The organism is Paraburkholderia sp. SIMBA_030, assembly GCF_046535245.1.
Taxonomy (GTDB): domain Bacteria; phylum Pseudomonadota; class Gammaproteobacteria; order Burkholderiales; family Burkholderiaceae; genus Paraburkholderia.
On sequence record NZ_JAWRXB010000028.1, the window covers coordinates 37,924 to 63,405 of the forward strand.

23 protein-coding genes are annotated in these 25,482 nt (G+C 62.2%); 10 read left to right on the forward strand and 13 right to left on the reverse strand.

Annotated elements, in window-relative coordinates:
- Positions 1-60: 60 nt before the first annotated feature.
- The 3 genes from SB772_RS35050 to SB772_RS35060 all read left to right on the forward strand — a co-directional run bounded on the left by SB772_RS35050 (position 61) and on the right by SB772_RS35060 (position 3,119).
- Positions 61-1,092, forward strand: a complete 1,032-nt coding sequence (locus tag SB772_RS35050) for a CDP-6-deoxy-delta-3,4-glucoseen reductase (protein ID WP_410837709.1) — start codon at positions 61-63, stop codon at positions 1,090-1,092.
- Between the two features lie 360 nt (positions 1,093-1,452).
- A complete protein-coding gene (locus SB772_RS35055) occupies positions 1,453-2,637 on the forward strand; it encodes an acetylornithine transaminase (protein WP_410837710.1) in 1,185 nt (394 codons plus the stop codon).
- A gap of 17 nt (positions 2,638-2,654) precedes the next feature.
- Positions 2,655-3,119 (forward strand): GNAT family acetyltransferase, encoded by a 465-nt coding sequence (locus SB772_RS35060; protein WP_410837711.1) that lies wholly within the window; start codon positions 2,655-2,657, stop codon positions 3,117-3,119.
- Positions 3,120-3,216: 97 nt separating this feature from the next.
- On the opposite strand, the gene SB772_RS35065 is transcribed toward SB772_RS35060, so the two are convergent.
- The 7 genes from SB772_RS35065 to SB772_RS35095 all read right to left on the reverse strand — a co-directional run bounded on the left by SB772_RS35065 (position 3,217) and on the right by SB772_RS35095 (position 10,274).
- Positions 3,217-3,933 (reverse strand): ABC transporter ATP-binding protein, encoded by a 717-nt coding sequence (locus SB772_RS35065; protein WP_410837712.1) that lies wholly within the window; start codon positions 3,931-3,933, stop codon positions 3,217-3,219.
- The gene (locus tag SB772_RS35070) at positions 3,933-4,733 is read right to left on the reverse strand and encodes an ABC transporter ATP-binding protein (protein WP_410837713.1); all 801 of its coding nucleotides are present in this window, start codon (positions 4,731-4,733) and stop codon (positions 3,933-3,935) included. The genes SB772_RS35065 and SB772_RS35070 overlap by 1 nt, the downstream gene beginning before the upstream one ends.
- A gap of 18 nt (positions 4,734-4,751) precedes the next feature.
- The gene (locus tag SB772_RS35075) at positions 4,752-5,921 is read right to left on the reverse strand and encodes an ABC transporter permease subunit (RefSeq protein ID WP_410837714.1); all 1,170 of its coding nucleotides are present in this window, start codon (positions 5,919-5,921) and stop codon (positions 4,752-4,754) included.
- A 13-nt stretch (positions 5,922-5,934) separates the two neighbouring features.
- Positions 5,935-6,885 carry a branched-chain amino acid ABC transporter permease gene (locus SB772_RS35080; protein WP_341314507.1) on the reverse strand — a complete coding sequence of 317 codons (951 nt, stop codon included), beginning with the start codon at positions 6,883-6,885 and terminating at the stop codon, positions 5,935-5,937.
- Between the two features lie 229 nt (positions 6,886-7,114).
- Positions 7,115-8,314 (reverse strand): branched-chain amino acid ABC transporter substrate-binding protein, encoded by a 1,200-nt coding sequence (locus tag SB772_RS35085; RefSeq protein WP_410837715.1) that lies wholly within the window; start codon positions 8,312-8,314, stop codon positions 7,115-7,117.
- 542 nt (positions 8,315-8,856) lie between these two features.
- A complete protein-coding gene (gene ispH, locus SB772_RS35090) occupies positions 8,857-9,816 on the reverse strand; it encodes a 4-hydroxy-3-methylbut-2-enyl diphosphate reductase (RefSeq protein ID WP_410837716.1) in 960 nt (319 codons plus the stop codon).
- Between the two features lie 2 nt (positions 9,817-9,818).
- Positions 9,819-10,274: an FKBP-type peptidyl-prolyl cis-trans isomerase gene (locus SB772_RS35095; RefSeq protein ID WP_410837717.1), complete on the reverse strand. Its 456-nt coding sequence runs from the start codon at positions 10,272-10,274 to the stop codon at positions 9,819-9,821.
- 198 nt (positions 10,275-10,472) lie between these two features.
- Between SB772_RS35095 and radC the strand changes: the two genes are divergently transcribed.
- The 4 genes from radC (at position 10,473) to nadB (ending at position 13,824) form a co-directional block, all read left to right on the forward strand.
- On the forward strand, positions 10,473-11,312 hold the full coding sequence (gene radC, locus SB772_RS35100; protein ID WP_410837718.1) for a RadC family protein: 840 nt from the start codon (positions 10,473-10,475) through the stop codon (positions 11,310-11,312).
- Positions 11,313-11,542: 230 nt separating this feature from the next.
- The gene (gene rpmB / locus SB772_RS35105; protein ID WP_007180631.1) at positions 11,543-11,776 is read left to right on the forward strand and encodes a 50S ribosomal protein L28; all 234 of its coding nucleotides are present in this window, start codon (positions 11,543-11,545) and stop codon (positions 11,774-11,776) included.
- 10 nt (positions 11,777-11,786) lie between these two features.
- Positions 11,787-11,954 carry a 50S ribosomal protein L33 gene (gene rpmG, locus SB772_RS35110; RefSeq protein ID WP_007180630.1) on the forward strand — a complete coding sequence of 56 codons (168 nt, stop codon included), beginning with the start codon at positions 11,787-11,789 and terminating at the stop codon, positions 11,952-11,954.
- Between the two features lie 271 nt (positions 11,955-12,225).
- Positions 12,226-13,824 carry an L-aspartate oxidase gene (gene nadB, locus SB772_RS35115; RefSeq protein WP_410837760.1) on the forward strand — a complete coding sequence of 533 codons (1,599 nt, stop codon included), beginning with the start codon at positions 12,226-12,228 and terminating at the stop codon, positions 13,822-13,824.
- A 79-nt stretch (positions 13,825-13,903) separates the two neighbouring features.
- Here nadB and nadC read toward each other — a convergent pair whose 3' ends face one another.
- The 6 genes from nadC to purN all read right to left on the reverse strand — a co-directional run bounded on the left by nadC (position 13,904) and on the right by purN (position 20,815).
- Entirely contained in the window at positions 13,904-14,803 is a 900-nt protein-coding gene (nadC, locus tag SB772_RS35120) for a carboxylating nicotinate-nucleotide diphosphorylase (protein ID WP_410837719.1), read from the reverse strand.
- Positions 14,803-15,942, reverse strand: coding sequence for a quinolinate synthase NadA (gene nadA, locus SB772_RS35125; protein WP_410837720.1), 1,140 nt, complete (start codon positions 15,940-15,942; stop codon positions 14,803-14,805). The genes nadC and nadA overlap by 1 nt, the downstream gene beginning before the upstream one ends.
- Before the next feature lie 130 nt (positions 15,943-16,072).
- Positions 16,073-17,269, reverse strand: a complete 1,197-nt coding sequence (locus tag SB772_RS35130; RefSeq protein WP_410837721.1) for a fatty acid desaturase — start codon at positions 17,267-17,269, stop codon at positions 16,073-16,075.
- A 202-nt stretch (positions 17,270-17,471) separates the two neighbouring features.
- Positions 17,472-18,827, reverse strand: coding sequence for a mechanosensitive ion channel family protein (locus tag SB772_RS35135; RefSeq protein WP_410837722.1), 1,356 nt, complete (start codon positions 18,825-18,827; stop codon positions 17,472-17,474).
- 78 nt (positions 18,828-18,905) lie between these two features.
- Positions 18,906-20,165: an RsmB/NOP family class I SAM-dependent RNA methyltransferase gene (locus SB772_RS35140; RefSeq protein WP_410837723.1), complete on the reverse strand. Its 1,260-nt coding sequence runs from the start codon at positions 20,163-20,165 to the stop codon at positions 18,906-18,908.
- Positions 20,162-20,815 carry a phosphoribosylglycinamide formyltransferase gene (purN, locus tag SB772_RS35145; RefSeq protein ID WP_410837724.1) on the reverse strand — a complete coding sequence of 218 codons (654 nt, stop codon included), beginning with the start codon at positions 20,813-20,815 and terminating at the stop codon, positions 20,162-20,164. Before purN ends, SB772_RS35140 begins: the two co-directional genes overlap by 4 nt.
- A gap of 118 nt (positions 20,816-20,933) precedes the next feature.
- Between purN and SB772_RS35150 the strand changes: the two genes are divergently transcribed.
- The 3 genes from SB772_RS35150 (at position 20,934) to lspA (ending at position 25,440) form a co-directional block, all read left to right on the forward strand.
- Complete coding sequence (locus SB772_RS35150) at positions 20,934-21,929, forward strand: bifunctional riboflavin kinase/FAD synthetase (RefSeq protein ID WP_410837725.1); 996 nt, start codon at positions 20,934-20,936, stop codon at positions 21,927-21,929.
- A gap of 167 nt (positions 21,930-22,096) precedes the next feature.
- Positions 22,097-24,934, forward strand: coding sequence for an isoleucine--tRNA ligase (gene ileS / locus SB772_RS35155; protein ID WP_410837726.1), 2,838 nt, complete (start codon positions 22,097-22,099; stop codon positions 24,932-24,934).
- Entirely contained in the window at positions 24,934-25,440 is a 507-nt protein-coding gene (gene lspA, locus SB772_RS35160; protein WP_410837727.1) for a signal peptidase II, read from the forward strand. Before ileS ends, lspA begins: the two co-directional genes overlap by 1 nt.
- Positions 25,441-25,482: the final 42 nt, after the last annotated feature.

The window sequence follows — 25,482 nt, forward strand, 5'->3', positions numbered from 1 at the left end:
GCGGGTCCGACAACGATTACCGACTTTTCGATTTCGAACACTCTCTTTCGAACACTCTCTATGGCATTTAACGTCACGCTCCGGCAAAGCGGCCGGCAGTTTCAGGTAGAACAGGACGAACCGGTGCTCAGCGCCGCATTACGCCAAGGCATCGGCCTGCCGTACGGCTGCAAGAACGGCGCCTGCGGTTCTTGCAAAGGCACCGTGGTCAGCGGTGAGATCGAGCAGCGTCAGCATTCGTCGTCGGCGTTGTCGAACGACGAAAAGACGCGCGGCATGGCGCTCTTCTGCTGCGCGACGGCTTGCTCCGATCTCGAAGTGGACATCCGCGAAGTAGCCGGCGTCGGCGACGTGCAGGTCAAGAAGCTGCCGTGCCGCGTCAACGCAATCGAGCGCAAGGCCGACGACGTCGTGGTGCTGAAACTGCAATTGCCCGCCAACGAACGTCTGCAGTATCTGGCCGGGCAGTACCTCGAATTCATTCTGAAGGACGGCAAGCGCCGCAGCTATTCGATGGCGAATGCGCCGCACGCCGAAGGTCCGATCGAATTGCACATTCGTCACATGCCTGGTGGCGCCTTCACGGATCACGTGTTCAACGCAATGAAAGAGCGCGACATCCTGCGCTTCGAGGCACCGCTCGGCACCTTCTTTCTGCGCGAAGATTCGACCAAGCCGATCGTACTGCTGGCCTCGGGCACCGGCTTCGCGCCGCTGAAGGCAATTGTCGAACACGCGGTGTTCAAGAACCTCGACCGGCCGATGACGCTCTATTGGGGCGCGCGCCGCAAGAAGGATCTGTATCTGCTCGAACTGGCCGAGCAATGGGCGAAAGAGATTCCGAACTTCAAGTTCGTGCCGGTGCTCTCTGAGCCGGACGCGAGCGATGCGTGGACGGGCCGCGTCGGCTTCGTGCATCGCGCGGTGATCGAGGATCTGCCCGATCTGTCGGCGTATCAGGTATACGCGTGCGGCGCTCCGGTGATGGTCGAATCGGCGCAGCGCGATTTCACACAGCATCACGGGCTGCCGGAAGACGAGTTCTATGCGGATTCGTTTACGAGCGCGGCGGATCTGGCGAACGCGGTTTGAGGGGGGGCGCGGCCTGCTCGTATGACGGTCGGGCCATTCGCGAACAACATGTCAACGATAAGACGGATGCGCAAAAATCCGCCTTGACGCGCATCCATGCAAATTCATGGTTTACACCATTGCACGCGTTGTCGTATTCTTTCGCGCATGAACCGCATCCAGTCCGAACTCCGACGTCGCCGCTCGCCGCTCCCCTAGGGACGCCGCTGGCTTCGTCACGGATTCGCGCCGCACCAGGGCGCAAGCTGTTCGAATCATGAAAGCCACGGCATGCCGTGGCTTTTTTGTTTTTCCGGCCCCCGTTTCACATTTGGCCAAACCTTCATTCACCCTTCACCCCGTCGCCTGGAGCCTGCCGTCATGAATTTCAATGAGTACCCGATCGAGTCGCTGATGTACATCACGAACCGGCCCGAAATCGTTTTTACGCACGGCAAGGGCTCGTGGCTCTACGACAATAACGGCAAGCGATATCTGGACTTCATCCAGGGCTGGGCGGTCAATAGCCTCGGCCACTGCAACGACGGCATGATCGAAGCGCTGAACAAACAGGCGCAACTGCTGATCAATCCGTCGCCGGCGTTCTACAACGGCCCGATGGCGCAACTCGCCGCCCTCCTCGCGCAGCACAGCTGCTTCGACAAGGTGTTCTTCGCGAACAGCGGCGCCGAAGCGAACGAAGGCGCGATCAAGCTCGCGCGCAAGTGGGGCAAGAAATTCAAGGGCGGCGCGTTCGAAATCATCACGTTCGACCACAGCTTCCACGGCCGCACGCTCGCGACGATGTCGGCAAGCGGCAAGCCGGGCTGGGACACGATCTACGCGCCGCAGGTGCCGGGCTTCCCGAAAGCGGATCTGAACGACATCGCGTCGGTGGAAAAGCTCATCACCGCGAAGACCGTCGCGGTGATGCTCGAACCGATTCAAGGCGAAGGCGGCGTGATTCCGGCCACCCGCGAATTCATGCAGCAACTGCGCGCGCTGACCAAACAGCACAACGTGCTCCTGATCGTCGACGAAGTGCAAAGCGGCTGTGGCCGTGCAGGCACCTTGTTCGCGTATGAGCTGTCGAGCATCGAGCCGGACATCATGACGCTCGGCAAGGGCATCGGCGGCGGTGTGCCGCTCGCGGCACTGCTGGCAAAGGCCGACATCGCCGTGTTCGAAGCGGGCGATCAGGGCGGCACCTACAACGGCAATCCGCTGATGACGGCGGTCGGCTATTCGGTGATCTCGCAACTGACGGCGCCGGGCTTCCTCGAAGGCGTGCGCGCGCGCGGCGAGTATCTGCGCACGAAGCTGCTGGAGTTGTCGGAAGAACGCGGCTTCGCAGGCGAACGCGGCGAAGGCCTGCTGCGTGCGCTGCTGCTCGGCAAGGACATCGGCAATCAGATCGTCGAGAAAGCGCGCGTGATGCAGCCCGACGGCCTGCTGCTGAACGCGGCGCGTCCGAACCTGCTGCGCTTCATGCCGGCACTGAACGTCACGAACGAAGAAATCGACCAGATGATGGCGATGCTGCGTTCGATTCTCGACACGCTGTAACCGTCCGGAGCGCGCGTATGACGACGGCCGCAACGCTATCGATTCGCCGCTTCGACGCGAGCGACACCGGTGCCGTGGTCGCGCTGTGGCAAGAGGCATTCCCGGAGTACCGGGACGTGACGAAACCGCAGCGCAATCCGCATCTGTCGATCGCCAACAAGCTGGCGACACAGCCGGAACTGTTCTTTGTCGCCGTACTCGGCGAACGAATTGTCGGCACGGTGATGGGCGGTTACGACGGGCACCGGGGATGGTTGTATTCGCTCGCCGTGGATGCTTCGCTGCGGCGGCATGGCATCGGCACGCGTCTCGTCGCGCACGTCGAAACAACGCTGACCGAACGCGGGTGCCCGAAGCTGAATTTGCAGGTCTTGTCCGTGAAGGCCGATGTACGCGCGTTTTACGAGGCGCTTGGTTATCGCGCCGACGAGGTGATCAGTCTCGGCAAGCGTCTGGGCGAAGCGGCTGCATCGGCAGCTTAAGCCCCGGGCGTGCCCACAAGAGAAAAAGGCCACATGCAAATCGCGCATGCGGCCTTTTTCATAGACATAGCAAACTCAATCGAGCTTATTCACCGGCTCATTCACCCAAATACGCGGCCCGCACCTTCGGATCGTCCAGCATCTGCTTGGCGTCACCGGACATCGTCACCAGACCCGAGTCCATCACGTAACCGCGGTTCGCAGCCTGCAGCGCGAGACGCGCGTTCTGCTCGACCAGCAGCACGGTCATGCCTTCCGCCGAGATCGACCGCACCACTTCGAAGATCTTCTCGACCATGATCGGCGACAGACCCATCGACGGTTCGTCGAGCAACAGCAGCTTCGGCTTGCTGATGATCGCGCGCGCCATCGCCAGCATCTGCTGCTCGCCGCCCGAGAGCGTGCCCGCGTACTGCGTCGCACGTTCCTTCAGGCGCGGGAAAAAGCCGAACATGCGATCGACGTCCGCCTTGATGCCGTCGGCATCGTTACGCAGATAAGCGCCCATCTGCATGTTTTCGACGATCGACATGCGCGCGAAAATACCGCGGCCTTCCGGCACCATCGCCAGTCCGCGCTTGAGCAGTTCGTGCGCGGGCATGCCCTTGATCGACTGGCCCATGTACTCGATGTCGCCCGCCGAGTACGGCTTCAGACCCGTGATCGCCTTCATCGTCGTGGTCTTGCCCGCGCCGTTCGCGCCGATCAGCGTGACCAGTTCGCCCTGCGCGACTTCGAGGTCGATACCCTTGACTGCCTGAATGCCGCCGTAATTGACCTGCAGGCCCTTGATTTTCAACATTGCCGTAGCCATCAGTGGACCCCCGCACCCAGATAAGCTTCAATCACCTTCGGGTCCTTCTGCACGTCCTGCGGCAGACCCTGGGCAATCACCTTGCCGTAATCGAGCACTGTCATCTGATTGCACAGGCCCATCACCAGCTTCACATCGTGTTCGATCAGCAGGATTGTCCGGCCGTCGCTGCGGATCTTGTCGAGCAGCTTGGTCAGTTCCACCTTCTCGGTTGCGTTCATGCCGGCGGCCGGCTCATCCAGCGCCAGCAGCTTCGGATCGGTCGCCAATGCGCGGGCGATTTCCAGACGGCGCTGGTGACCATACGACAAGTTGCGCGACGTGTAGTCCGCGTACTGCGCAATGCCGACATACTCCAGCAGTTCGACCGCGCGTTCCTTGATCTCGCGCTCTTCGCGGCGCTCGGACGGCGTCTGGAACACCGCGCCCAGCAGGCCGTGCCTGGTGCGCACGTGGCGCCCGACCATCACGTTTTCCAGCGCGGTCATGCCGCCGAACAGACGGATGTTCTGGAACGTACGGGCAATGCCCGCCTTCGCCACCTGATAGACGGCGGTCGGCGTGTATGCAGTGCCGTCGAGCTTGAACTCGCCCGAATCCGGCGTGTACAGACCCGTGATCACGTTGAAGAAGGTCGTCTTGCCGGCGCCGTTCGGGCCGATCAGGCCATAAATCTGGCCCGACTTGATCTGCAGGCCGACATCGGACAGTGCCTGCAAGCCGCCGAAGCGTTTGTTCACGCCCTTCACCGACAGACGGATCTGATCGCTGCCCACGTTGTTGCTTACGTTATCGCTCATGATTTCTCCCTGCGGGCCTTAAGCGCGCACCGGCTTCTTGCCGGCGCGCTTCGCCAGTTTCGCAATCTTGTCTTCGTGCTTCGGCGACGGCCACAGGCCTTCCGAGCGGTACAGCATGATCACGACCATCGCGAGGCCATACAGCAACTGACGGATCACTTCGGTATCGACGATTTCATGGCCGAAGATCATGTTCTGCAACGGACCCATCGTCGAGCGCAGGAATTCCGGGAACACGGCGAGCAGCACCGCGCCGAGAATCACGCCGGGGATGTGGCCCATCCCGCCGAGCACCACGCACGCCAGCACCACCACCGATTCCCAGAACGTGAACGATTCCGGCGACACGAAGCCCTGGAACGAACCGAACATCGCGCCCGACAGGCCGCCGAACGACGCGCCCATCGCGAAGGCCAGCAGCTTCACGTTACGGGTGTTGATGCCCATCGCCTTGGCAGCGATTTCGTCCTCGCGGATCGCGGCCCATGCCCGGCCGATCCGCGAGTGCTGCAAACGCGTACAGGTCCAGATCACGAACAGCGCGCACAGCACGAACAGGTAGTAATACATGTACACCGACGGGAACGAGAAGCCGAGGAACGTGTGGGTCTGCGCGAGGCTGAAGCCGCCTGCCGACACTGGAGCGATGCCGGTGATCCCCTTCGGCCCGTTCGTGATGTTGACCGGACGGTCGAGGTTGTTAATGAAGATCCGCACAATCTCCCCGAAGCCCAGTGTCACGATCGCGAGGTAGTCGCCACGCAGACGCAAGGTCGGCGCGCCGAGCAGGACGCCGAAGGTCGCGGCGAGCCCCATCGCAATCGGCACGATGATCCAGATCGGCGTATGCAGGCCGCCCGGGAACAGGTGCGCGATCCACTCGAACTGCGAGGTCAGGTGCGGCGAACTCAGCAGCGCCGCGGTGTACGCGCCGATCGCGTAGAACGCGATGTAGCCCAGGTCCAGCAGGCCGGCGAAGCCGACCACCACATTGAGGCCGAGCGCGAGCATCACATACAGCATCGCGAAGTCGAGCACGCGGACCCAGTAGTTGCCGCCAGCGGCACCGATGATCATTGGCGCGGCGATCACGAAGATCGCGGTGACGATGCCGACGGTCAGCGTCTTCGTCAGGTTCTTCTCGGGGATGAGCGTCGTGGACGGCTCGATCGGTTGAATTGAGGTCATGTCTGTCTGCTCCTTATGCTCGATCCGCAACACGTTCGCCCAACAGGCCCGACGGACGGAACACCAGCACGACGATCAGCACGATGAATGCGAACACGTCCTGGTAGTTACTGCCGAACACCCCGCCCGTAAGGTTGCCGATATAGCCGGCCCCCAACTGTTCGATCAGGCCAAGCAGCACGCCGCCCACCATCGCCCCGCCGAGGTTGCCGATCCCGCCCAGCACCGCCGCGGTAAAGGCCTTCAGACCCGGGATGAAGCCCATATAGAAGTGTGCGTTGCCGTATTCGGACGCGATCATCACACCGGCGAGAGCGGCAAGCGCCGAGCCGATCATGAAGGTCGCCGAAATCACGAAATTCGGGTTCACGCCCATCAGGCTCGCGACGCCCGGGTTCTCGGCAATCGCACGCATCGCGCGGCCGAGCTTGGTCTTGTGAACCAGCAGCAACAGACCACCCATCACGAGGAACGCCACGACCATGATCACGATTTCGGTCATCGAGATCACGGCGCCTGGCGTCGTGTCGGTGGCCTTGATCACATTGATCGGGTCAGTAGGCAACAACTGCGGGAACGGCAGCGGGTTGCGCGACCAGATCATCATCGCGAGGGTTTGCAGCAGGATCGACACGCCGATCGCGGTGATCAGCGGGGCGAGACGCGGTGCTTTACGCAACGGCCGGTAGGCCACGCGCTCGATCGTGTAGCCGACCAGCGAGCAAACCACTGCTGCGATGATCAACGCGATGACGAGCGTCGGCACGTTGCCGAGGCCGGGGAAGTGGTTCTGCAGCACGCCTATGGCTGAAAGCGCAACCATCGCGCCCACCATCAACACATCGCCGTGCGCGAAGTTGATGATGCCCAGGATGCCGTAAACCATCGTATAGCCCAGTGCGATGATGGCGTAAACGCTGCCAAGCACCAGCCCGTTGAGGACCTGCTGGATGAAGATATCCATTTAATGCTCCTTAGCCCGTGCAACTGGATTCACGCTCTTCATCAGCCGGTGGGCGGTGATGCGTTACGGAATCTCAACGGCACTGCGGGTACTGATGTAAAAGACCGGTAAGGGTTATCCGCCGCCCGATTCATCTTACGACCGGGATGCAGTCGGGGACGAACCGATGGCGGATGCAAAAACGGCACCGTTGGGTGGTTTCGGTGCCGTCAGGCTGAACGTCCCGTCATCACATCTTCACGACGTCGAGAACCGCTTTCTTGCCGTCCTTGAAGTCGTAAAGCGTAATGGCGCCCTCTTTCAAATCACCCTTGTCGTCGAACGCGATGTGGCCGATTACCCCGTTGTAATCGGTGGACGGCATCGCAGCCAGCACCTTGGGTGCCTCGATCGAATTAGCGCGCTTCATTGCATCGACAATCACGTACACAGCGTCATACGTGAACGGCGCGTAAATCTGCACCGGCGTGTGGAAGCGGGCCACGTACTTTTTTTCGAAGTCCGCTCCCTTGTCCATCTTCGAAAGCGCAAGTCCTGCTTCCGAACAGACCAGGTTCTGCACGGCGGTTCCCGCCAGCTCACCCACCTTGTCGGTACACACGCCGTCGCCGCCAAGGATTTTTGCCCTGATACCGAGCGCCGCCGCCTGCTTCGTAAACGGCCCGCCCGTTGCGTCCATGCCGCCGAACATGATCACGTCCGGCTGAACACGCTTGATCTTCTTAAGGACCGCCTGGAACTCCGTAGCCCTGTCATTCGTGGCTTCGCGCGCGACGATCTTCGCCCCGCTCGCCTGTACTGTTTTCGCGAACTCGTCGGCCAGTCCCTTGCCGTAGACGGTCGAGTCGTCCACGATCGCGATGCGTTTCGCACCAAGCACTTTCGTTGCGTAGCTGGCAAGCGCCGGGCCCTGCTGGGCATCGGTCACGACCACCCGATAAGTCGTCTTGAAACCTTGCTGCGTGTACCCCGGATTCGTCGACGACGGCGAGATCTGCACGATTCCGGCATCGCTGTAGATCTTCGATGCCGGAATCGACACGCCCGAATTCAGGTGCCCGACCACGGCGACGACATGATCGTCGACGAACTTTTCGGCGACCGCCGTACCCGTTTTCGGATCCGCGGCATCGTCTTGCGCGTCGAGCTGCAACTGGATCTTGTGACCGTCGATGGTCAGGCCCCGCGCGTTGATTTCCTCGACCGCCAGACGCGCGCCGTTTTCATTGTCCCTGCCAAGATGCGCAATGCCGCCCGTTAATGGGGCCGCATGACCGATCTTCACGATAGTCGCTTCGCTCGCCGGTGCTGCCGCCGCTGTCGCAGCCGAAGCACCCGCGCCCGCCTCGCCTTCCTGCTTCTTGCCGCACGCGGTCAACATCGCAACCGCGGTCACGATGGACACGGCGTAAGCAAATTTGACTCGCATTAAGTAGGTCTCCTGCGCCTTGCAAAATCCATTGTTCGGGACCCGGAGGCCTTGAGAACGCGCGCATTGTAACTCCAATTATGCGACGTGCAATATTGTTGAAACGGTGGGGTTTTCCTGCATTGCAACCTTATTTTGAGAGCGAAATCCGCCCAAAGGCGCAACCCGGTTGCGACTATTTTCGTGCATCAGTTGCACCACCCTTGCGCCCAATGGCATCAAGTGTTGCAGCGATCCGACGCGACGCCTGATTTCATAGTGGTTCGCGTTAAGTATTACGTTTCCATTGATATCAAAGCGTGCGCACTATTTTAGTGCGCCAAAAATCGATGCGACCGCTTTGACGCCTTTAAAACGGGGTCGCATCGAAGTCGAATTCAATAAAAACGCAATCGCAATTCAAAATAATTTGCGCGCGGCGGCACCGAAATCACCACTTCCCCATGATCCGGCACTTTATTGTTGATGGAGCAGCCATTTCGCGGGCGCAAAAAAAAGCGCGCCCTTGGGCGCGCTTTTCTTTCAGATGTGTTGACAGACTGTCAGGCAGGCAGACCTAGTCCGCGCGGCAGCGGAAACGCGATGTTTTCCTCAATGCCGTCGAGCGCGCGCACGTTACGCACGCCGAGTTCGCGCAACCGGCCGATTACCGCTTGCGCCAGCACCTCGGGTGCCGAGGCGCCCGCCGTCACGCCGATCCGGTGTTTGCCCTCGACCCAGACCGGATCGATCTGATCCGGCGAGTCCACCATATAAGAGGGCACACCGAGCTTTTCGGATAACTCGCGCAACCGGTTCGAGTTCGAACTATTCGGGCTGCCGACTACGATCACGACGTCGCACTGCGGCGCCATGAACTTCACCGCGTCCTGGCGGTTCTGCGTGGCGTAACAGATGTCCTGCTTCTTCGGCTCGCGGATCGCCGGGTATTTCGCCTTCAAGGCGCCGATGATCTCGGCTGCATCGTCGACCGACAAGGTAGTTTGCGTAACGAACGCGATCCGTTCGGGATCGGCCAGCGTCAGTGCCTGCACGTCCGCGATATCTTCTACCAGATGCATGCCCTCGCCGGCCTGACCCATCGTGCCCTCCACTTCAGGATGCCCCTTGTGACCGATCATGACGATATCGAAGCCGTCCTGGCGCATCTTCGCGACTTCGATATGCACTTTGGTGACGAGCGGACAGGTGGCGTCGTACACCCGCAGGCCGCGCGACTCCGCCTCGGCGCGCACTGCCTTCGACACGCCATGCGCGCTGAAAATGACCGTATTGCCGGCCGGCACTTCTTCAAGCTGTTCGATGAAGATTGCGCCCTTCTTGCGCAGATCCTCGACGACATAGGCGTTATGGACGATTTCGTGGCGCACGTAGATCGGCGAGCCGTGCAACTTGATGGCGCGCTCGACAATCTCGATGGCTCGATCGACGCCGGCACAGAACCCGCGCGGCTGGGCCAGCAGGATCTCGGTTTCGGCAAGAGTCGTATCCGTGATGCTCATGTTTACAGAATCCCGATGATTTTCACTTCAAACGCCAGCGCCTGGCCGGCAAGCGGGTGGTTGAAATCGAACAGGGCCGACGTTTCGCCGACTTCCTTCAAGACGCCGGCGTAGCGGCCACCACCCGGCGCGTTGAATTCGATCAGATCGCCTGGCGAAAAGTCCTCGCCGATCATGCTGTTTTCGCGCAGCGTAGCCAGCGAAACGCGCTGGATCAACTCCGGATTGCGCGGGCCGAACGCTTGACCTGGCGTTAGCTGAAAGGTCGAATGGTGACCGACCTTCAATCCCAGCAAAATATCTTCCAGCGGCGGCGCGAGCTGGCCGGCCCCAAGCAGAAGCGTAGCTGGCTTATCGGTAAACGTATTGATGACTTCGGCGCCGTCGGCAAGGGAAAGCCGGTAGTGAAGCGTCACATGTGAACCGGGCTTCACTTCGGAAATGTCGATGATGCTCATGCAGTGCTCGCTCAGTCGAAGCGCGCTGTACGCGTGCGCCGCAGGCGCAGTCGACGCGTGTGGCAAACCGTCGGGGTGCCGTGCGCAAAATGGCTATTGTAAGCCACATAGCGGGCGGCGGCTTGGGTCCGTCGCGTGCGCCGCCGGGAAGCTCGGGCGCCGCCCGCCGCCGCAAACCCGAACCACGAGGATCAGCATATGGAAGATTGCGCCTGCACGACATACGAAACGCCGCCAAAGGCGACCCTACCCGAGGCTGGGACGCCCGCTGCCGCGAAGCGCGACCGGGCGCCGTCCGCAGCGCCGACTGGAGCGGCTTGCGCGGCCGCCGCCGCGGATGCCGGCACACCCGCGCCCCGCCCGCTTGCAAGCGGCAAATGGCACAAAAAAGACATGCCGCGGGAACGGCTATTCGATAGCGGACCGGGCGTGCTGTCGGACACCGAAATGATCGTGCTGGTGCTCGGCTCCGGCCTGCCGGGCCATAACGTGTTCGACGTCGCGCGCACACTGCTCGATCGCTTCGGCTCGCTGCGCGCGATGCTCGACGCGAGCCATACCGACTTCGAGGGCCTGCGCGGCATCGGTCCGGCAAAAAAGGCGCAGTTGCTCGCCATCATGGAAATGGCGCGGCGCTCGCTGATCGACAGAATGCGCAAGCGCTCGCTCATGGACTCGCCCGAAGCCGTGCAGGACTACCTGCGCCTTCTGATCGGCGGCCGCCCGCATGAGGTCTTCGTATCGCTCTATCTCGACGCACGGCACCGGTTGATCCGTTGCGAGGAAAGCGCGCGGGGCACGCTGACGCGCATGGCGGTCTATCCACGCGAGATCGCGCGGCGGGCGCTGAGCCTGAATGCCGCCAGCCTGATCGTCGCGCATAATCACCCCTCCGGCGCCGTCCAGCCGAGCGCGAGCGACTGCCGCTTGACGCACACGCTGCGCGACGCGCTGGCATTGATCGACGTGCAACTGATCGATCATCTGGTGATCGGCGCCGATCACACGTACTCGTTCGCCCGCGCCGGCTGGCCGTGAGCCGGCCTGAACCCGGGGGTATAAAGGCACGGCGCCGAGTCCGGCATCGCAAATAAGGTTTGATTTTGCGGCTTTTTTTCTGCTAGAATTCCGGTTTGCCTATTTCCAACCCCCTGTTCCGAAGCCACCAAGGCCTTCCGGAAAGGAAAAGCGACTGAATTTCAGCGCGGTTCTTTCCGGGAAACTTTCACGGCGTTCGAACTCAGAATTAGCGTATTAGGAGTGCTCTCATGGCACGCGTATGCCAAGTAACTGGGAAAGCGCCGATGAGCGGCAACAACGTTTCCCACGCGAACAACAAAACCAAGCGCCGGTTCCTGCCGAACCTGCAAAACCGCCGTATTTGGGTGGAAAGCGAAAACCGTTGGGTGCGTCTGCGCGTTTCGAACGCCGGCCTGCGCCTGATCGACAAGAACGGTATCGACGCGGTGCTCGCAGATCTGCGCGCACGCGGTGAAGCCTAAGGAGTAGATCATGGCAAAAGGCGCACGCGACAAGATCAAGCTGGAATCGACCGCAGGCACGGGTCACTTCTACACGACGACGAAGAACAAACGCAACATGCCGGAAAAGATGCTGATCAAGAAGTTTGATCCGGTCGTCCGTAAGCACGTCGAGTACAAGGAAACCAAGATCAAGTAAGTCTTGGCTCCTGCCTGACGAAGGCAAATGACATACAAAAAAGCCTCGCATTCGTGCGAGGCCTTTTTGCATTCAGCGCGCCATCTCTCGCCTTTGCCTTCCCTCCCGCTGTTGCCATTTTATCCGCTGCTTAAACGGTCCTTTATCGCTTAAGACAGTCTTAGGCCTATCAGCCAGCTTTCCCTCGTGCGCCGCGGCGCGTATCCTTTCTCGTTTATCGGCGAGCGGATAGCGCGCCATCATGGCAAAACGAAAGACGGAGATGCAGGCGATGGAATTCGATGTGGCGATTGTCGGTAGCGGTCTGGCGGGCTTGAGCGTCGCGCTCAATCTTGCGCAGACACGGCGGGTTGCGGTGGTCGCCAAGCGATCGATGACCGAAGGCGCGAGCGACTGGGCGCAAGGCGGCATCGCCGCCGTGCTGGATTCGACAGACAGCATTGAAAATCACGTGCGCGACACGCTGATCGCCGGCGGCGGCCTGTGCGACGAAGCAGCCACCCGCTTTATCGTCGAGCACGGACGGGCGGCAATCGAGTGGCTGATCGCGCAAGGGGTGCCGTTCACCAAAGACGACGCCGCCGAACTCGGCTTTCATCTGACGCGAGAGGGCGGCCATAGCCATCGCCGGATCATTCATGCGGCGGATGCTACGGGCCATGCAGTGGTCGCCACGCTCAGCGAGCGCGTGCGCAGTCACCCGAACATCACCCTGCTCGAAGACCACTACGCAATCGACCTGATCACGTCCGACCGCCTAGGTCTGCCAGGCCGCCGCTGTCACGGTTTGTACGCGCTCGATCTGCAAAGCGGCCGCACCGTGACGATCGAAGCGCCCCACACCGTGCTCGCCACCGGCGGTGCCGGCAAGGTCTATCTTTACACCACCAATCCCGACACTGCGACCGGCGACGGCATTGCGATGGCCTGGCGCGCCGGCTGCCGCGTGGCGAACATGGAGTTCATCCAGTTCCATCCGACCTGCCTGTTCCATCCATACGCCAAGTCCTTCCTGATTTCCGAAGCGGTACGCGGTGAAGGCGGCATCCTGAAGCTGCCGGACGGCACGCGTTTCATGCCGAACCACGACGAACGCGCGGAACTCGCGCCGCGCGACATCGTCGCGCGCGCGATCGACTTCGAGATCAAGAAACGCGGCATCGATTGCGTGTATCTCGACATTAGCCATCAGCCGGCCGAATTCCTGCGCGAACACTTTCCGACGATTCTTGCCCGCTGCCTCGAATTCGGCATCGACATTACCAAAGAACCGATTCCGGTCGTCCCCGCCGCGCACTACACGTGCGGCGGCGTCGTGACCGATCTAGCCGGGCGCACGGATCTCGCGGGACTTTACGCGGTCGGCGAGACGTCGTGCACCGGCCTGCACGGCGCCAATCGGCTCGCCAGCAACTCGTTGCTCGAGTGCCTCGTGATCGGGCGCTCCGCGGCACAGGCCATCGAGGAAGAAGGCTTCAGCGCCGCCGTTCACGCCCCGCTGCCGGACTGGGACGAAAGCCGGGTATCCGATCCGGACGAAGAAGTCGTGGTCGCGCACAACTGGGATGAGTTGCGCCGGTTGATGTGGAATTACGTCGGCATCGTGCGTACGGACAAGCGGCTCGCGCGCGCGAAACATCGTCTTGCGCTGCTGCGCGACGAGATCCACGAGTATTACGCGAACTTCAAGGTGAGCCGCGATCTGCTCGAACTGCGCAATCTGGTCGACGTGGCGTCGCTGATCGTCGAAGGCGCGCGCTCGCGGCGCGAAAGCCGTGGCTTGCACTTCAGCCGCGACTGGCCAGCAACCTTGCCCAAAGCGCTGCCGACGGTTCTCTCGCCGGAAAACGTGCGCAACCGCAACGTGTGACAGGTACGATGAGTAAAAAGGCCATCGCGAATAAACCCGCGTTGGCCTTTTCGTTTATGCCGCAGCGCTTGCGTGCCGCTCAGACGATCCGCATCGAGTAGTCTGTCGCGCGCACGTCTTTGGTCAACGCACCGATCGACACGCGATCGACGCCCGTTTCCGCAATAGTCCGCACCGTCTCGAAGTTCACGCCTCCAGACACCTCCAGCACCGCCCGCCCTGCTGTGATACGGACCGCATCGCGCATCGCATCGAACGAAAAGTTGTCGAGCAGAATGGATTGCGCGCGATGCGCCAACGCGGTTTCCAACTGCGCCAGCGTCTCGACTTCGATCTGGATCGACACGCCCGCATTCAATGCAAACGCCGCATCCATCGCCGCGCCGACGCCGCCGGCCGCCGCGATGTGGTTTTCCTTGATCAGAATGCCGTCGTACAACGCGAGCCGCTGATTCGCGCCGCCGCCCACGCGCACCGCGTATTTCTGCGCGAGTCGCAATCCCGGCAACGTCTTACGCGTGTCGAGGATGCGCGTTCGCGTGTGCGCGATCGCGTCGACATAACGGCGCGTTGCGCTTGCCACCCCCGACAGCAGTTGCAGGAAGTTGAGCGCATTGCGCTCCGCGGTCAGCAACGCGCGCACCGGGCCGCGCAGTTCGCAAACCGGCGTGTCGGCCGTCATCCGCTCACCCTCGCGATAGCGCCAGCGCATGTCGATGCGCGGATCGACCTCGCGCATCACCGCGTTGAACCATGGCACGCCACACAGGACAGCATCTTCGCGCACGATGATGCGTGCATCGCGCACGTCATCCGCGGGCACCAGGCGGCCGGTCTGATCGCCTGCGCCGACATCTTCGGCCAGCGCGTCGGCGACGTTGCGCATCAACGCGGCATCGAATGCCGCTCCATACTGCGCCCTAATTTCAGCGAACAGCGGCGACACCGCCTCGGCCTGACTGCGTTCAACCGCCCCCATTACGCTGCCCCCACGTTCGAATACAGTTGCGCGTCGCGCGCGAGATCGCCGCTCGCCTGCACGCGCTTCTTGTGACGCGCGGCGAAGTCGAGCATCCGGTCGATCGGCAAGCGCGCCCGCTCGCCGACCGCACGATCGACGAAAATCTCGTTGTGACCACGCTCGAGCACGTCGGCCAGATTCGCGAGCCCGTTCATCGCCATCCACGGGCAATGCGCGCAGCTCTTGCAAGTCGCGCTGTTGCCCGCCGTCGGTGCCGCGATGAGGGTCTTGCCGGGCGCGGCGAGCTGCATCTTGTGCAGAATGCCGAGATCGGTTGCCACAATGAAATGCGTCGCGTCGAGTTTCTGCGCGGCGTCGATCAGCTGGGTTGTCGAACCGACCACATCCGCTTGCGCAACCACATTTGCCGGCGACTCCGGATGCACCAGCACTTTGGCGCCGGGATATTCGGCGCGCAGCAGATCGAGTTCGATGCCTTTGAACTCGTCGTGCACGAGACACGAACCCTGCCACAGCAACATGTCCGCACCGGTCTTGCTCTGGATGTAGCTGCCGAGGTGCCGATCCGGCGCCCAGATGATTTTCTCGCCGCGCGCGTGCAGATCGGCGACGATCTCCAGACCGATCGACGACGTCACCATCCAATCCGCGCGTGCCTTGACCGCCGCGCTCGTGTTCGCATACACGACGACCGTGCGATTCGGATGAGCATCACAGAAAGCCGAAAATTCATCGACCGGGCAACCAAGATCGAGCGAGCAGGTCGCATCGAGATCGGGCATCAGAATGCGTTTGTCCGGACTCAGGATTTTCGCTGTCTCGCCCATGAAGCGCACGCCTGCGACGACCAGCGTCTGCGCCTCGTGATCGCGGCCGAAGCGCGCCATCTCCAGCGAATCGGCTACGCAGCCGCCGGTTTCGTCGGCGAGTTCCTGCAATTGCGCGTCGACGTAATAGTGCGCGACGAGCACGGCTTTTTCACGCGCAAGCAATGCGCGAATACGCGCCTTCAGCGCGACCTTCTCTTCTGCCGACGGCACCTCGGGCACCTTCGCCCACGCCTGCCCGATTCCGCAGGCGGTGCCCTGCGCCTGCGGGCGGTCGTACTCGACCCTCCTGATCGCCTGCTGATCCATGATTTCCTCTGCCCTCGCTCTGCCGCCGCGCCCTGCCAATCGCTGTCCGTTGCAATTTCCGCGGCCCAAAAAGCAAAACCCCGCCAACGCGGGGTTTTGTGACGTAACGAAATTTTAATAGATTTCGTGGTCAAGCATAGCGGCGCAGACGCATCGCGAATTCTTGCAGCGCTTTAATACCGCTCTGCTCAGCGCGATGACACCAGTCTTGCAACTGAATCAGCAACTGATCGCGCGATGCATTGGAGCGTTCCCACATCGCCGCGAGTTCGTTGCGCAGTTCGATGAACGTCTTGAGCTTCTGGCTGTTCGCGGAGATTTGCGGCAGCAGCCGCTTCTGCGGCTCGTCCAGACCGGCCTCTTCCTTGTGGAACCAGCTACGCGCGCCGCGCATCGCCTGATACTTCTCACGTGCGCCCACTTCCTTCAGATGCGCCAGTTCCTGGCGGTACGCACGCTTAAGCGCCTTACCGTAGCGCGCCATCACCTCGTAGCGGTTTGCCAGCACCGCCTGCAGCGTGTCCTGATCGAGCACCAGCTTGCCGGTGGTCAGACGCGGCGTAGGCGCGACCTTCTTCACCTTGGCAAGACGGAACGCAGACAGGATGCGGATGTACATCCAGCCGATATCGAACTCGTACCACTTGTTCGACAGCTTGGCCGACGTCGCATACGTATGGTGATTGTTATGCAACTCTTCGCCGCCGATGATGATGCCCCACGGGAAGATGTTGGTGCTCGCATCCGACGAGTTGAAGTTGCGGTAGCCCCAGAAGTGCGCGAGGCCATTGACCACGCCGGCAGCCCAGAACGGAATCCAGATCATCTGCACGGCCCAGATGGTCAGGCCGACGACACCGAACAGCGCGACGTTCAGCACCATCATCAGGCTCACGCCGAGGATCGGGTACTTCGTATAGACGTTGCGTTCCATCCAGTCGTTCGGCGTGCCGTGACTGAACTTGCGCATCGTTTCTTCGTTCTTCGCTTCGGAACGGTACAGTTCCGCGCCTTCGAGCAGCACCTTCCAGATGCCGCGCGTTTGCGGGCTATGCGGATCTTCTTCGGTTTCGCACTTCGCGTGATGCTTGCGGTGAATCGCGGCCCATTGGCCGGTCAGCATGCCGGTGGTCATCCACAGCCAGAAGCGGAAAAAATGACTGACGACCGGATGCAGATCCAGCGCGCGGTGCGCCTGGCAGCGATGCAGATAGACCGTCACACCGATGATCGTGATATGTGTCGCGATCATCGTGTACAGCACAAGTTGCAACCACGAGAAGTGCAACAGGCCGTGGGCAAGGAAATCGAGCAAGGAATTCAACAAGGCAATTTACCTGTGAAACGGGAACACGAGACATGCGCAAAGTGCGCATGTCAAGAAAGTGAAAGCATACAGCGGGATTGGACGACATTCTACTTGAAGCGTTCCAAGTGTTTGTAACAAATGGAGTTTTTTTGTGCGGCATCAAGCGGAAGGAACATGCCGGACGTCTCCTCAAGACATGCCGGCGTGTTCGAAATACCCGTCAGAGCGCGCTGCCGGCCTGGCTCGCGGCTGTGGCGGTCATTGTTACCGGCCGCGGCATTGCGTCGCTCACGTTGCCGACGATTCGCACTTCGCGTTGCGCGAACGGAATCGAGACGTCGTGCTCGGAGAACAGACGCCAGATATTGCGATTGACGGCCGAGCGCACGCCCGCGGTACCGGTTGCTGCGTCCTCGATCCAGAAACCGAGTTCGAGATTGATACCGTCGGCGCCGAAGCTGGCCAGATAGGCCGTGGGTGCCGGCTCCTGCAGTACCCGCGCGACGCCCCCAGCGGCTTGGGTAAGCAACGCCATCGCCTGTTCGACGTCGGACGTGTACGCGACCTGCACCGCCACCTTCGCATAGCCGCGGGTCAGATACGACGACTGGTTCTGCACCACATCCGTAATCAGCTTTTCGTTCGGAATCAGCGTTTCGATGCCGTCGAGACCTCGCACCACCGTGTAACGGGTGCGAATCTGCGTGACCATGCCCTGCAAGCCGCTGACGTTGATCGTGTCGCCGATTCGCAGCGAGCGGTCGATCAGAATGATGAAGCCCGACACGTAGTTGCTGGCGATTTTCTGCAAGCCGAACCCGAGCCCCACGCCCAGCGCGCCGCCGAACACGCCCAGCACGGTGATATCGATACCGACCAGCGACAGGCTGATCAGCACCGCCGCCAGCACGAACGCTGCCCGGCCGACGCGCGCCACCACCACTTTCAGATTGGCGTCGAGCGTCTTCGAGCGCATCAGCCGGTCTTCGAACGTGGAGCCGAGCCACATCGCGACGATCATCGTCACACACACCCACAACAGCCCCGTGCTGAGCGAGAGCAGCGTCATGTGCGCATTGGCGACCCGGAACTGCACGCTGCCCATCCACCGGATCACGTCGTCCTGAATGCCCATCACGGTGAGCACCATGCCGACCCAGACGATCAGCAAGACGAACTTTTCGACCAGAAACAGCCACGGATGGGTCTCGCCGTCATGGCTGAACACCCGTCGCGCAAAGAAAAAGACGATGTAAATCAAGCCGATGCCAAACAGCGGCACCAACGCCAGATCGAGCAGCGAGGTATGCATGAACTGGCCGGCGATTGTCTTGGCGACCCAGACGAGCGCCGCGCCGATCAACGGAAAAACCGCGCGGTTCAAACTTTCCGCGCCGAAGCGCAGCGTCTGGTAGTACGTCTGGCGCCGCAGATCGAGCGTGCGGCGCAACACCCGCGCGAGCAGCCACGCGATCGCCAGCATCCCGAGCAGCACGCCGATCTGCCACAGCATGACCGGCTGGCCGAAGTCGCGCGCGAGGTCGCCGAACATGTGAGGAAAAATACGGTTTTGCATGATGTTGCCGAATGCGCCGGCGCGCCGTGTTCAAAGAAAGAACGCAGGCGCCGGCAAAAAAGCCTCTTGTGTCTGCGCCTAGCTCTGACGTTCCAGCACGGCGGCAAAGAAGCCGTCGGTGGCGTGGCGGTGCGGCCACAGCGAAAGGTAATCGCCCATTTCCAGATCGATGCGCTGCTCCGCGAGTACATCGCGAGCGGGCACCAGCACGAAGTCGGGATGGCCGGCGAGGAATTGCTGCACGACCACTTCGTTTTCCGCTTCCAGGATCGAGCAGGTCGCGTAGACAAGCCGGCCGCCCTTCTTCACCAGACGCGCAGCGCTCGCCAGAATCGACGCCTGCTTCGGCGCCAGTTCGGCGACCGATTCCGGCGACTGACGCCATTTCAGATCGGGATTGCGGCGCAGCGTACCCAGCCCGCTGCACGGTGCGTCGACCAGCACGCGATCGATCTTGCCGGCCAAACGCTTGATCTTGGCGTCGTGTTCGCTGTCGATCAGCACCGGATTCACGTTCGACAGGCCACTGCGCGCAAGCCGCGGCTTGAGCTTGGCCAAACGACGCTCGGAGATGTCGAAGGCGTACAGGCGTCCGGTCGAGCGCATCGCTCCGCCCAGCGCCAGCGTCTTGCCGCCCGCGCCCGCGCAAAAGTCGACGATCATCTCGCCGCGCTTGGGTGCGACCAGCGAACACAGCAGCTGGCTGCCTTCGTCCTGCACTTCGACCCAGCCGTGCTGGAACGCGTCGAGCTTGGTGAGCGGCGGTTTGCCGACCACCCGCACGCCGAACGGCGCGTACGGCGTCGCGCCGCCCTCGATACCGGCCTTCGACAGCGCATTCAGCACGTCGTCGCGGCTTGCCTTGATCGGGTTCGCGCGCAGGTCCAACGGCGCCGGATAGTTCAGCGCCGCAGCCAGTTGCGCCAGTTCCGCGGCTTCAAAACGTTTGGTCAGCGCCTGATAGATCCAGTCGGGCAGATTTAGCCGGATGCGCAGCGGCAGGCTCTCCGGGTCGATCATCGCGACGTGTTCGAGCCACTTCGATTCCGCTTCGGACACGAACGGCTTGAGCGCCGTGCGGCCCGCCGTCTGCATCAGGCCGAGCAGGGCCATCCGGCGCGCCGGACTGCCGGCGCCGCTTTCAGCCAGGTGGGCGAATTCCATCCGGCGGCGCAGCACGGCGAAGACCGCCTCGGCGATCACGCCGCGTTCGCCGTGCCCGAGCTTCGGATGCGCGCGGAAAAAACGGCTGGTGGTGGCGTCGGCCGGGCCGTTCAGTTTCAGGACTTCAGCCAGCAAAGTCTCGGTTTGTCCAATCAGAAAACCATGCAATCTCATGCGCCCTCTCCGGCGGTGTGACCGGCAAAGAGCCATTGCGGCTCCGGCGGCGTAAGCGTGACACGCAAGCCGTCGAGAGCAAGACGCCCTTCGACGAACCAGCGCACCGCGCGTGGATAAATGATGTGTTCGGTTGCCAGCACGCGCTCGGCGAGCATGGCGGGGGTGTCGCCTGTCAGCACGGGCACGGCCGACTGCACGACGATCGGCCCGTGATCGAGTTGCGACGTGACGAAATGCACCGACGCGCCGTGCAGCCGCACGCCCGCGTCGAGCGCCTGTTGATGGGTTTTCAGGCCCGGGAAGCTCGGCAGCAGCGACGGGTGCACGTTCAGCATGCGCCCGGTGTAATGGTCGACAAAACCAGCCGTGAGCACCCGCATGAAGCCGGCGAGCACGACCAGGTCGGGCGCGAAGCTGTCGATTTCGCGCGCCAGCGCGGCGTCGAAGCGCTCGCGATCGGGAAACTGGCGGTGGTCGACCACCGCCGTGGCAATGTCGTGCGACGCCGCGAACGCAAGGCCCGCTGCGTCAGGACGGTTGGCGATCACGGCAGCGACTTGCGCCGGCCAGCCTTCGCGCGAACAGGCGCGAACGATGGCTTCCATGTTGCTTCCCCGCCCGGAAATCAGGATGACGAGTTTTTTCATCCGCGGATTTTATCATTCGAGGGGCACTGAAACCGCGACGCGCCGCCGTGTCACGCGCCGAGCGTTTATAATCGTTTGTTTTGCGGCACCTCGGCCGCCCTACCTCAAACCCGCTATCGTGAGAGTCTTCCGCGGTCTTCCCAATGCCGAAAGCCGTGCGCCCTGCGCACTGACCATCGGCAACTTCGACGGTGTCCACCGCGGCCATCAGGCTTTGCTCGCCCATGTGCGCGCGGCTGCCGATGCACGCGGCCTGCCCGTCTGCGTGATGACCTTCGAGCCGCACCCGCGCGAGTTCTTCAACCCGGCTGGCGCGCCGCCGCGTATCGCGATGCTGCGCGACAAACTCGAGGCGCTGCGCACCAACGGCGTCGACCGGGTGGTAGTCGAGCATTTCAATCACACCTTCGCCAGCCAGTCGCCGGATGCGTTCGTCGAACGGATCATCGTCAACGGCCTGCATGCGCGCTGGGTGATGATCGGCGACGACTTCCGCTATGGCGCGAGGCGCGCGGGCGACTTCGCGTCGCTCAAGGCCGCGGGTCAGCAGTACGGCTTCGAGGTCGAGCAGATGGCAACCGTGGCCGATCCGTCGGGCGCGCGCATTTCCAGCTCGGGCGTGCGCACGGCGCTGGTGGCCGGCGATCTGGATTCGGCGCGGGCCGCGCTGGGCCGCGACTACCTGATCAGCGGCCACGTCGTGCACGGCATGAAACTCGGCCGCGATCTCGGCTTTCCCACGCTCAATCTGCCGATCGCCCACAAGCGTCCGGCGCTTGCGGGCATTTTCATCGTGCGCGTGCATGGCGTGGCTGACGAACCGCTGCCGGGCGTCGCGAGCCTCGGCCTGCGCCCCACCGTCGACGATTCCGGCCGCGTGCTGCTCGAAGTGCATCTGCTCGACTGGCACGGCGACGCGTATGGCAAACTCGTGCGCGTCGAATTCCTCAAAAAGCTGCGCGACGAGGAGAAGTATGTCGACCTCGAAACGCTGACTGCCGCCATCGCGCGCGACGTCGCCAATGCCCGCGCGTGGTTCGCGGCCGTCGGCGCCGGTACGCCGGGCAGCCGCTCCACCGGTTTCGCCACCTCGGCCACCGACCGAATTAGATAACCGCCGCGGTACATGCGAGCGCTATCGGTGCTGCATGTACCCTCGCTGCGCGCATCGAAGGGCGTCCGTGAATCACGCGACATGCCTGCCGGGCGCGCCCAACGCCCTGCGCATCTTGCGCATACCGCGCCCCGCTGCGCATAGAAAGAATTCACCGCGATCTCATCATGAGCAACAAGAAAGCCGATTCGAAACCGCAGTCCCGCTACCCGGTCAACCTGCTCGACACGTCGTTCCCGATGCGTGGCGACCTGCCCAAGCGCGAGCCGCAGTGGGTCAAGGAATGGCAGGAACGCAAGATCTACGAAAAGATCCGCGCCGCCAGCAAAGGCCGCAAAAAGTTCATCCTGCACGACGGACCGCCGTATGCGAACGGCGACATCCACCTCGGCCACGCGGTGAACAAGATCCTGAAGGACATGATCGTCAAGGCGCGCAATCTGGCGGGCTTCGACGCGGTCTACGTGCCGGGCTGGGATTGCCACGGCATGCCGATCGAAATCCAGATCGAAAAGCAGTTCGGCAAGTCGCTGCCGGCCGCCGAAGTAATGCAGAAGGCCCGCGCCTACGCAACCGAACAGATCGAGAAGCAGAAGGTCGGCTTCCGGCGTCTCGGCGTGCTCGGCGACTGGGACAATCCGTACAAGACGATGAACTTCGCGAACGAAGCCGGCGAAATCCGCGCGCTCGCGAAGATCATGGAAAAGGGCTACGTGTTTCGCGGCCTGAAGCCGGTCAACTGGTGTTTCGACTGCGGCTCGGCTTTGGCCGAAGCGGAAGTCGAATACAAGGACAAGACCGATCCGACAATCGACGTGCTGTTCGGCTTCGCCGAGCCGGAAAAGACCGCGCACGCGTTCGGCCTGAACGCGCTGCCGCGCAATGAAGGCGGCATCGTGATCTGGACCACCACGCCGTGGACCATCCCTGCCAACCAGGCGCTGAACCTGCATCCGGAAATCGTCTATGCGCTGGTCGATACGCCGCGCGGCTTGCTGATCCTCGCGGAAGAACGCGTCGAAGCGTGCCTGAAGCAATACGGCCTGGAAGGCAAGATCGTCGCGACCACGCTGGGCGCGAAGCTCGTGAACCTGCGCTTCAACCACCCGCTCGCGTCCGCGCATCCGGGCTACAAGCGCACGGCGCCGGTGTATCTCGGCGACTACGTGACGACTGAAACCGGCACCGGCATCGTTCACTCGTCGCCGGCCTATGGCGTGGAAGACTTCGTGTCGTGCAAGGCGCACGGCATGGCCGATTCGGACATCATCAATCCGGTGATGGGCGACGGCCGTTATATCGAATCGCTCGCGCTGTTCGGCGGGCTGTCGATCTGGGCGGCCAATCCGCAGATCGTGGAAGCGCTCGCAGGCGCCGGCGCGCTGCTGCGCACCGAGAAATACACTCACAGCTACATGCACTGCTGGCGCCACAAGACGCCGATCATCTATCGTGCGACGTCGCAGTGGTTCGCCGGCATGGACGTGAAGCCGAACGACACCGACAAAACGCTGCGTGAAACCGCGCTCGAAGGCATCGAAAACACCGCGTTCTATCCGTCGTGGGGCAAGCAGCGTCTGTTCAGCATGATCGCCAACCGCCCGGACTGGACACTGTCGCGTCAGCGCCAATGGGGCGTGCCGATGGCGTTCTTCGTGCACAAGGAAACCGGCGAGCTGCATCCGCGCACCCAGGAATTGCTCGAAGAAGTCGCGCAACGCGTCGAGCAGGCCGGCATCGAGGCATGGCAAACGCTCGACCCGCGCGAACTGCTCGGCGACGACGCCAACATGTACGAGAAGAATCGCGACACGCTCGACGTGTGGTTCGATTCCGGCACGACGCACTGGCACGTACTGCGCGGCTCGCATAAGGACGAACTGCAATTCCCGGCCGACCTGTATCTGGAAGGCTCGGACCAGCACCGCGGCTGGTTCCACTCGTCGCTGTTGACCGCGTCGATGCTCGACGGCCGCCCGCCGTACAACGCGCTGCTGACGCACGGCTTTACCGTCGACGGCGAAGGCCGCAAGATGAGCAAGTCGCTCGGTAACGGTATCGATCCGCATGAAGTCGCGAACCGCCTCGGCGCGGAAATCATCCGTCTGTGGATTGCGTCGACCGATTACTCGGGCGAACTGGCGATCTCCGAGGAAATCCTGAAGCGCGTGACGGAAGGCTATCGCCGCATCCGCAATACGCTGCGCTTTCTGCTCGCGAACCTGTCGGACTTCGACTTCGCCCAGCATGCGCGGCCGGTCGAAGACTGGCTCGAAATCGATCGCTATGCGGTGGCGCTGTCGGCGAATCTGCAAAACGACATCCTCGCGCATTACGACAAGTACGAGTTCCACCCGGTGGTCGCGAAGCTGCAGACGTTCTGCTCGGAAGACCTCGGCGGTTTCTACCTGGACGTGCTGAAAGACCGTCTATACACCACGGCGGCTGACTCCGTCGCGCGCCGCTCGGCACAAACCGCGTTGTATCACATCGCGCACGGCCTGCTGCGTCTGATGGCGCCGTTCCTGTCGTTCACCGCCGAAGAAGCGTGGAAGATCTTCTCGCCGAACAGCGAAACGATTTTCACGGAAACCTATCACGCGTTCCCGGCGGTGCCGGACGCCGGCGCCCTGCTCGACAAATGGACGCTGCTGCGCGCCGCGCGCAGCGACGTGACGAAGGCGCTGGAAGAAGCGCGCGTGGCGAACCTGATCGGTTCGTCGCTGCAGGCGGAGGTCGACATCCGCGCGAGCGGCGCGCGTTACGACGCGCTCGCCAGCCTCGCCGACGACCTGAAGTTCGTGCTGATCACGTCGGCCGCGAACGTCGCGAAGGTCGACAGCGAAGCGGAAGAAGGCGTCGAAGTCATCGCGTCGAAGTATCTGAAGTGCGAACGCTGCTGGCACTATCGCGCGGACGTCGGCGCGAACGCCGAACACCCCACGCTGTGCGGTCGTTGCTTCAGCAATCTGTTCGGCAACGGTGAAACGAGGAGCGCGGCATAATGGCGAGAAGCATCTCGAAATCGTCGACCGGGAACGGTTCGCTGGCGCCGTGGCTCGGCGTTGCACTGATCGTGATCCTGTTCGATCAGCTGACGAAAATCGCGGTCCAGAAAGTATTTGCGTACGGTGTCGCGCACGAGGTCACGTCGTTTTTCAATCTGATCCTCGTGTACAACCGCGGCGCGGCGTTCAGCTTCCTCGCGATGGCAGGTGGCTGGCAGCGCTGGGCGTTCACCGCGCTCGGCGTGGTCGCGGCGCTGGTGATCAGCTATCTGCTCAAGCGCCACGGCGCGCAGCGGATGTTCTGCACGGCGCTCTCGCTGATTCTCGGCGGTGCGCTCGGCAACGTGATCGACCGGCTGGCGTACGGCCATGTGATCGACTTTCTCGATTTTCACGTGCGCACGTGGCACTGGCCGGCGTTCAATCTGGCCGACAGCGCGATCACGATCGGCGCAATCCTGCTCGTGCTCGACGAGTTGCGGCGCGTGCGCGGCGCGCGCTAACGCCGCTTAGGTGTGCATTAGGTCCGTGCTTACGTCCGGTTT

Bases quoted from the DNA above. Each gene is read 5' to 3' on its own strand.
- SB772_RS35050 (WP_410837709.1), top strand. From the start codon at position 61: ATGGCATTTAACGTCACGCTCCGGCAAAGCGGCCGGCAGTTTCAGGTA.
- SB772_RS35055 (WP_410837710.1), top strand. From the start codon at position 1,453: ATGAATTTCAATGAGTACCCGATCGAGTCGCTGATGTACATCACGAAC.
- SB772_RS35060 (WP_410837711.1), top strand. From the start codon at position 2,655: ATGACGACGGCCGCAACGCTATCGATTCGCCGCTTCGACGCGAGCGAC.
- SB772_RS35065 (WP_410837712.1), bottom strand. From the start codon at position 3,933: ATGGCTACGGCAATGTTGAAAATCAAGGGCCTGCAGGTCAATTACGGC.
- SB772_RS35070 (WP_410837713.1), bottom strand. From the start codon at position 4,733: ATGAGCGATAACGTAAGCAACAACGTGGGCAGCGATCAGATCCGTCTG.
- SB772_RS35075 (WP_410837714.1), bottom strand. From the start codon at position 5,921: ATGACCTCAATTCAACCGATCGAGCCGTCCACGACGCTCATCCCCGAG.
- SB772_RS35080 (WP_341314507.1), bottom strand. From the start codon at position 6,885: ATGGATATCTTCATCCAGCAGGTCCTCAACGGGCTGGTGCTTGGCAGC.
- SB772_RS35085 (WP_410837715.1), bottom strand. From the start codon at position 8,314: ATGCGAGTCAAATTTGCTTACGCCGTGTCCATCGTGACCGCGGTTGCG.
- ispH (WP_410837716.1), bottom strand. From the start codon at position 9,816: ATGAGCATCACGGATACGACTCTTGCCGAAACCGAGATCCTGCTGGCC.
- SB772_RS35095 (WP_410837717.1), bottom strand. From the start codon at position 10,274: ATGAGCATCATCGACATTTCCGAAGTGAAGCCCGGTTCACATGTGACG.
- radC (WP_410837718.1), top strand. From the start codon at position 10,473: ATGGAAGATTGCGCCTGCACGACATACGAAACGCCGCCAAAGGCGACC.
- rpmB (WP_007180631.1), top strand. From the start codon at position 11,543: ATGGCACGCGTATGCCAAGTAACTGGGAAAGCGCCGATGAGCGGCAAC.
- rpmG (WP_007180630.1), top strand. From the start codon at position 11,787: ATGGCAAAAGGCGCACGCGACAAGATCAAGCTGGAATCGACCGCAGGC.
- nadB (WP_410837760.1), top strand. From the start codon at position 12,226: ATGGAATTCGATGTGGCGATTGTCGGTAGCGGTCTGGCGGGCTTGAGC.
- nadC (WP_410837719.1), bottom strand. From the start codon at position 14,803: ATGGGGGCGGTTGAACGCAGTCAGGCCGAGGCGGTGTCGCCGCTGTTC.
- nadA (WP_410837720.1), bottom strand. From the start codon at position 15,942: ATGGATCAGCAGGCGATCAGGAGGGTCGAGTACGACCGCCCGCAGGCG.
- SB772_RS35135 (WP_410837722.1), bottom strand. From the start codon at position 18,827: ATGCAAAACCGTATTTTTCCTCACATGTTCGGCGACCTCGCGCGCGAC.
- SB772_RS35140 (WP_410837723.1), bottom strand. From the start codon at position 20,165: ATGAGATTGCATGGTTTTCTGATTGGACAAACCGAGACTTTGCTGGCT.
- purN (WP_410837724.1), bottom strand. From the start codon at position 20,815: ATGAAAAAACTCGTCATCCTGATTTCCGGGCGGGGAAGCAACATGGAA.
- ileS (WP_410837726.1), top strand. From the start codon at position 22,097: ATGAGCAACAAGAAAGCCGATTCGAAACCGCAGTCCCGCTACCCGGTC.
- lspA (WP_410837727.1), top strand. From the start codon at position 24,934: ATGGCGAGAAGCATCTCGAAATCGTCGACCGGGAACGGTTCGCTGGCG.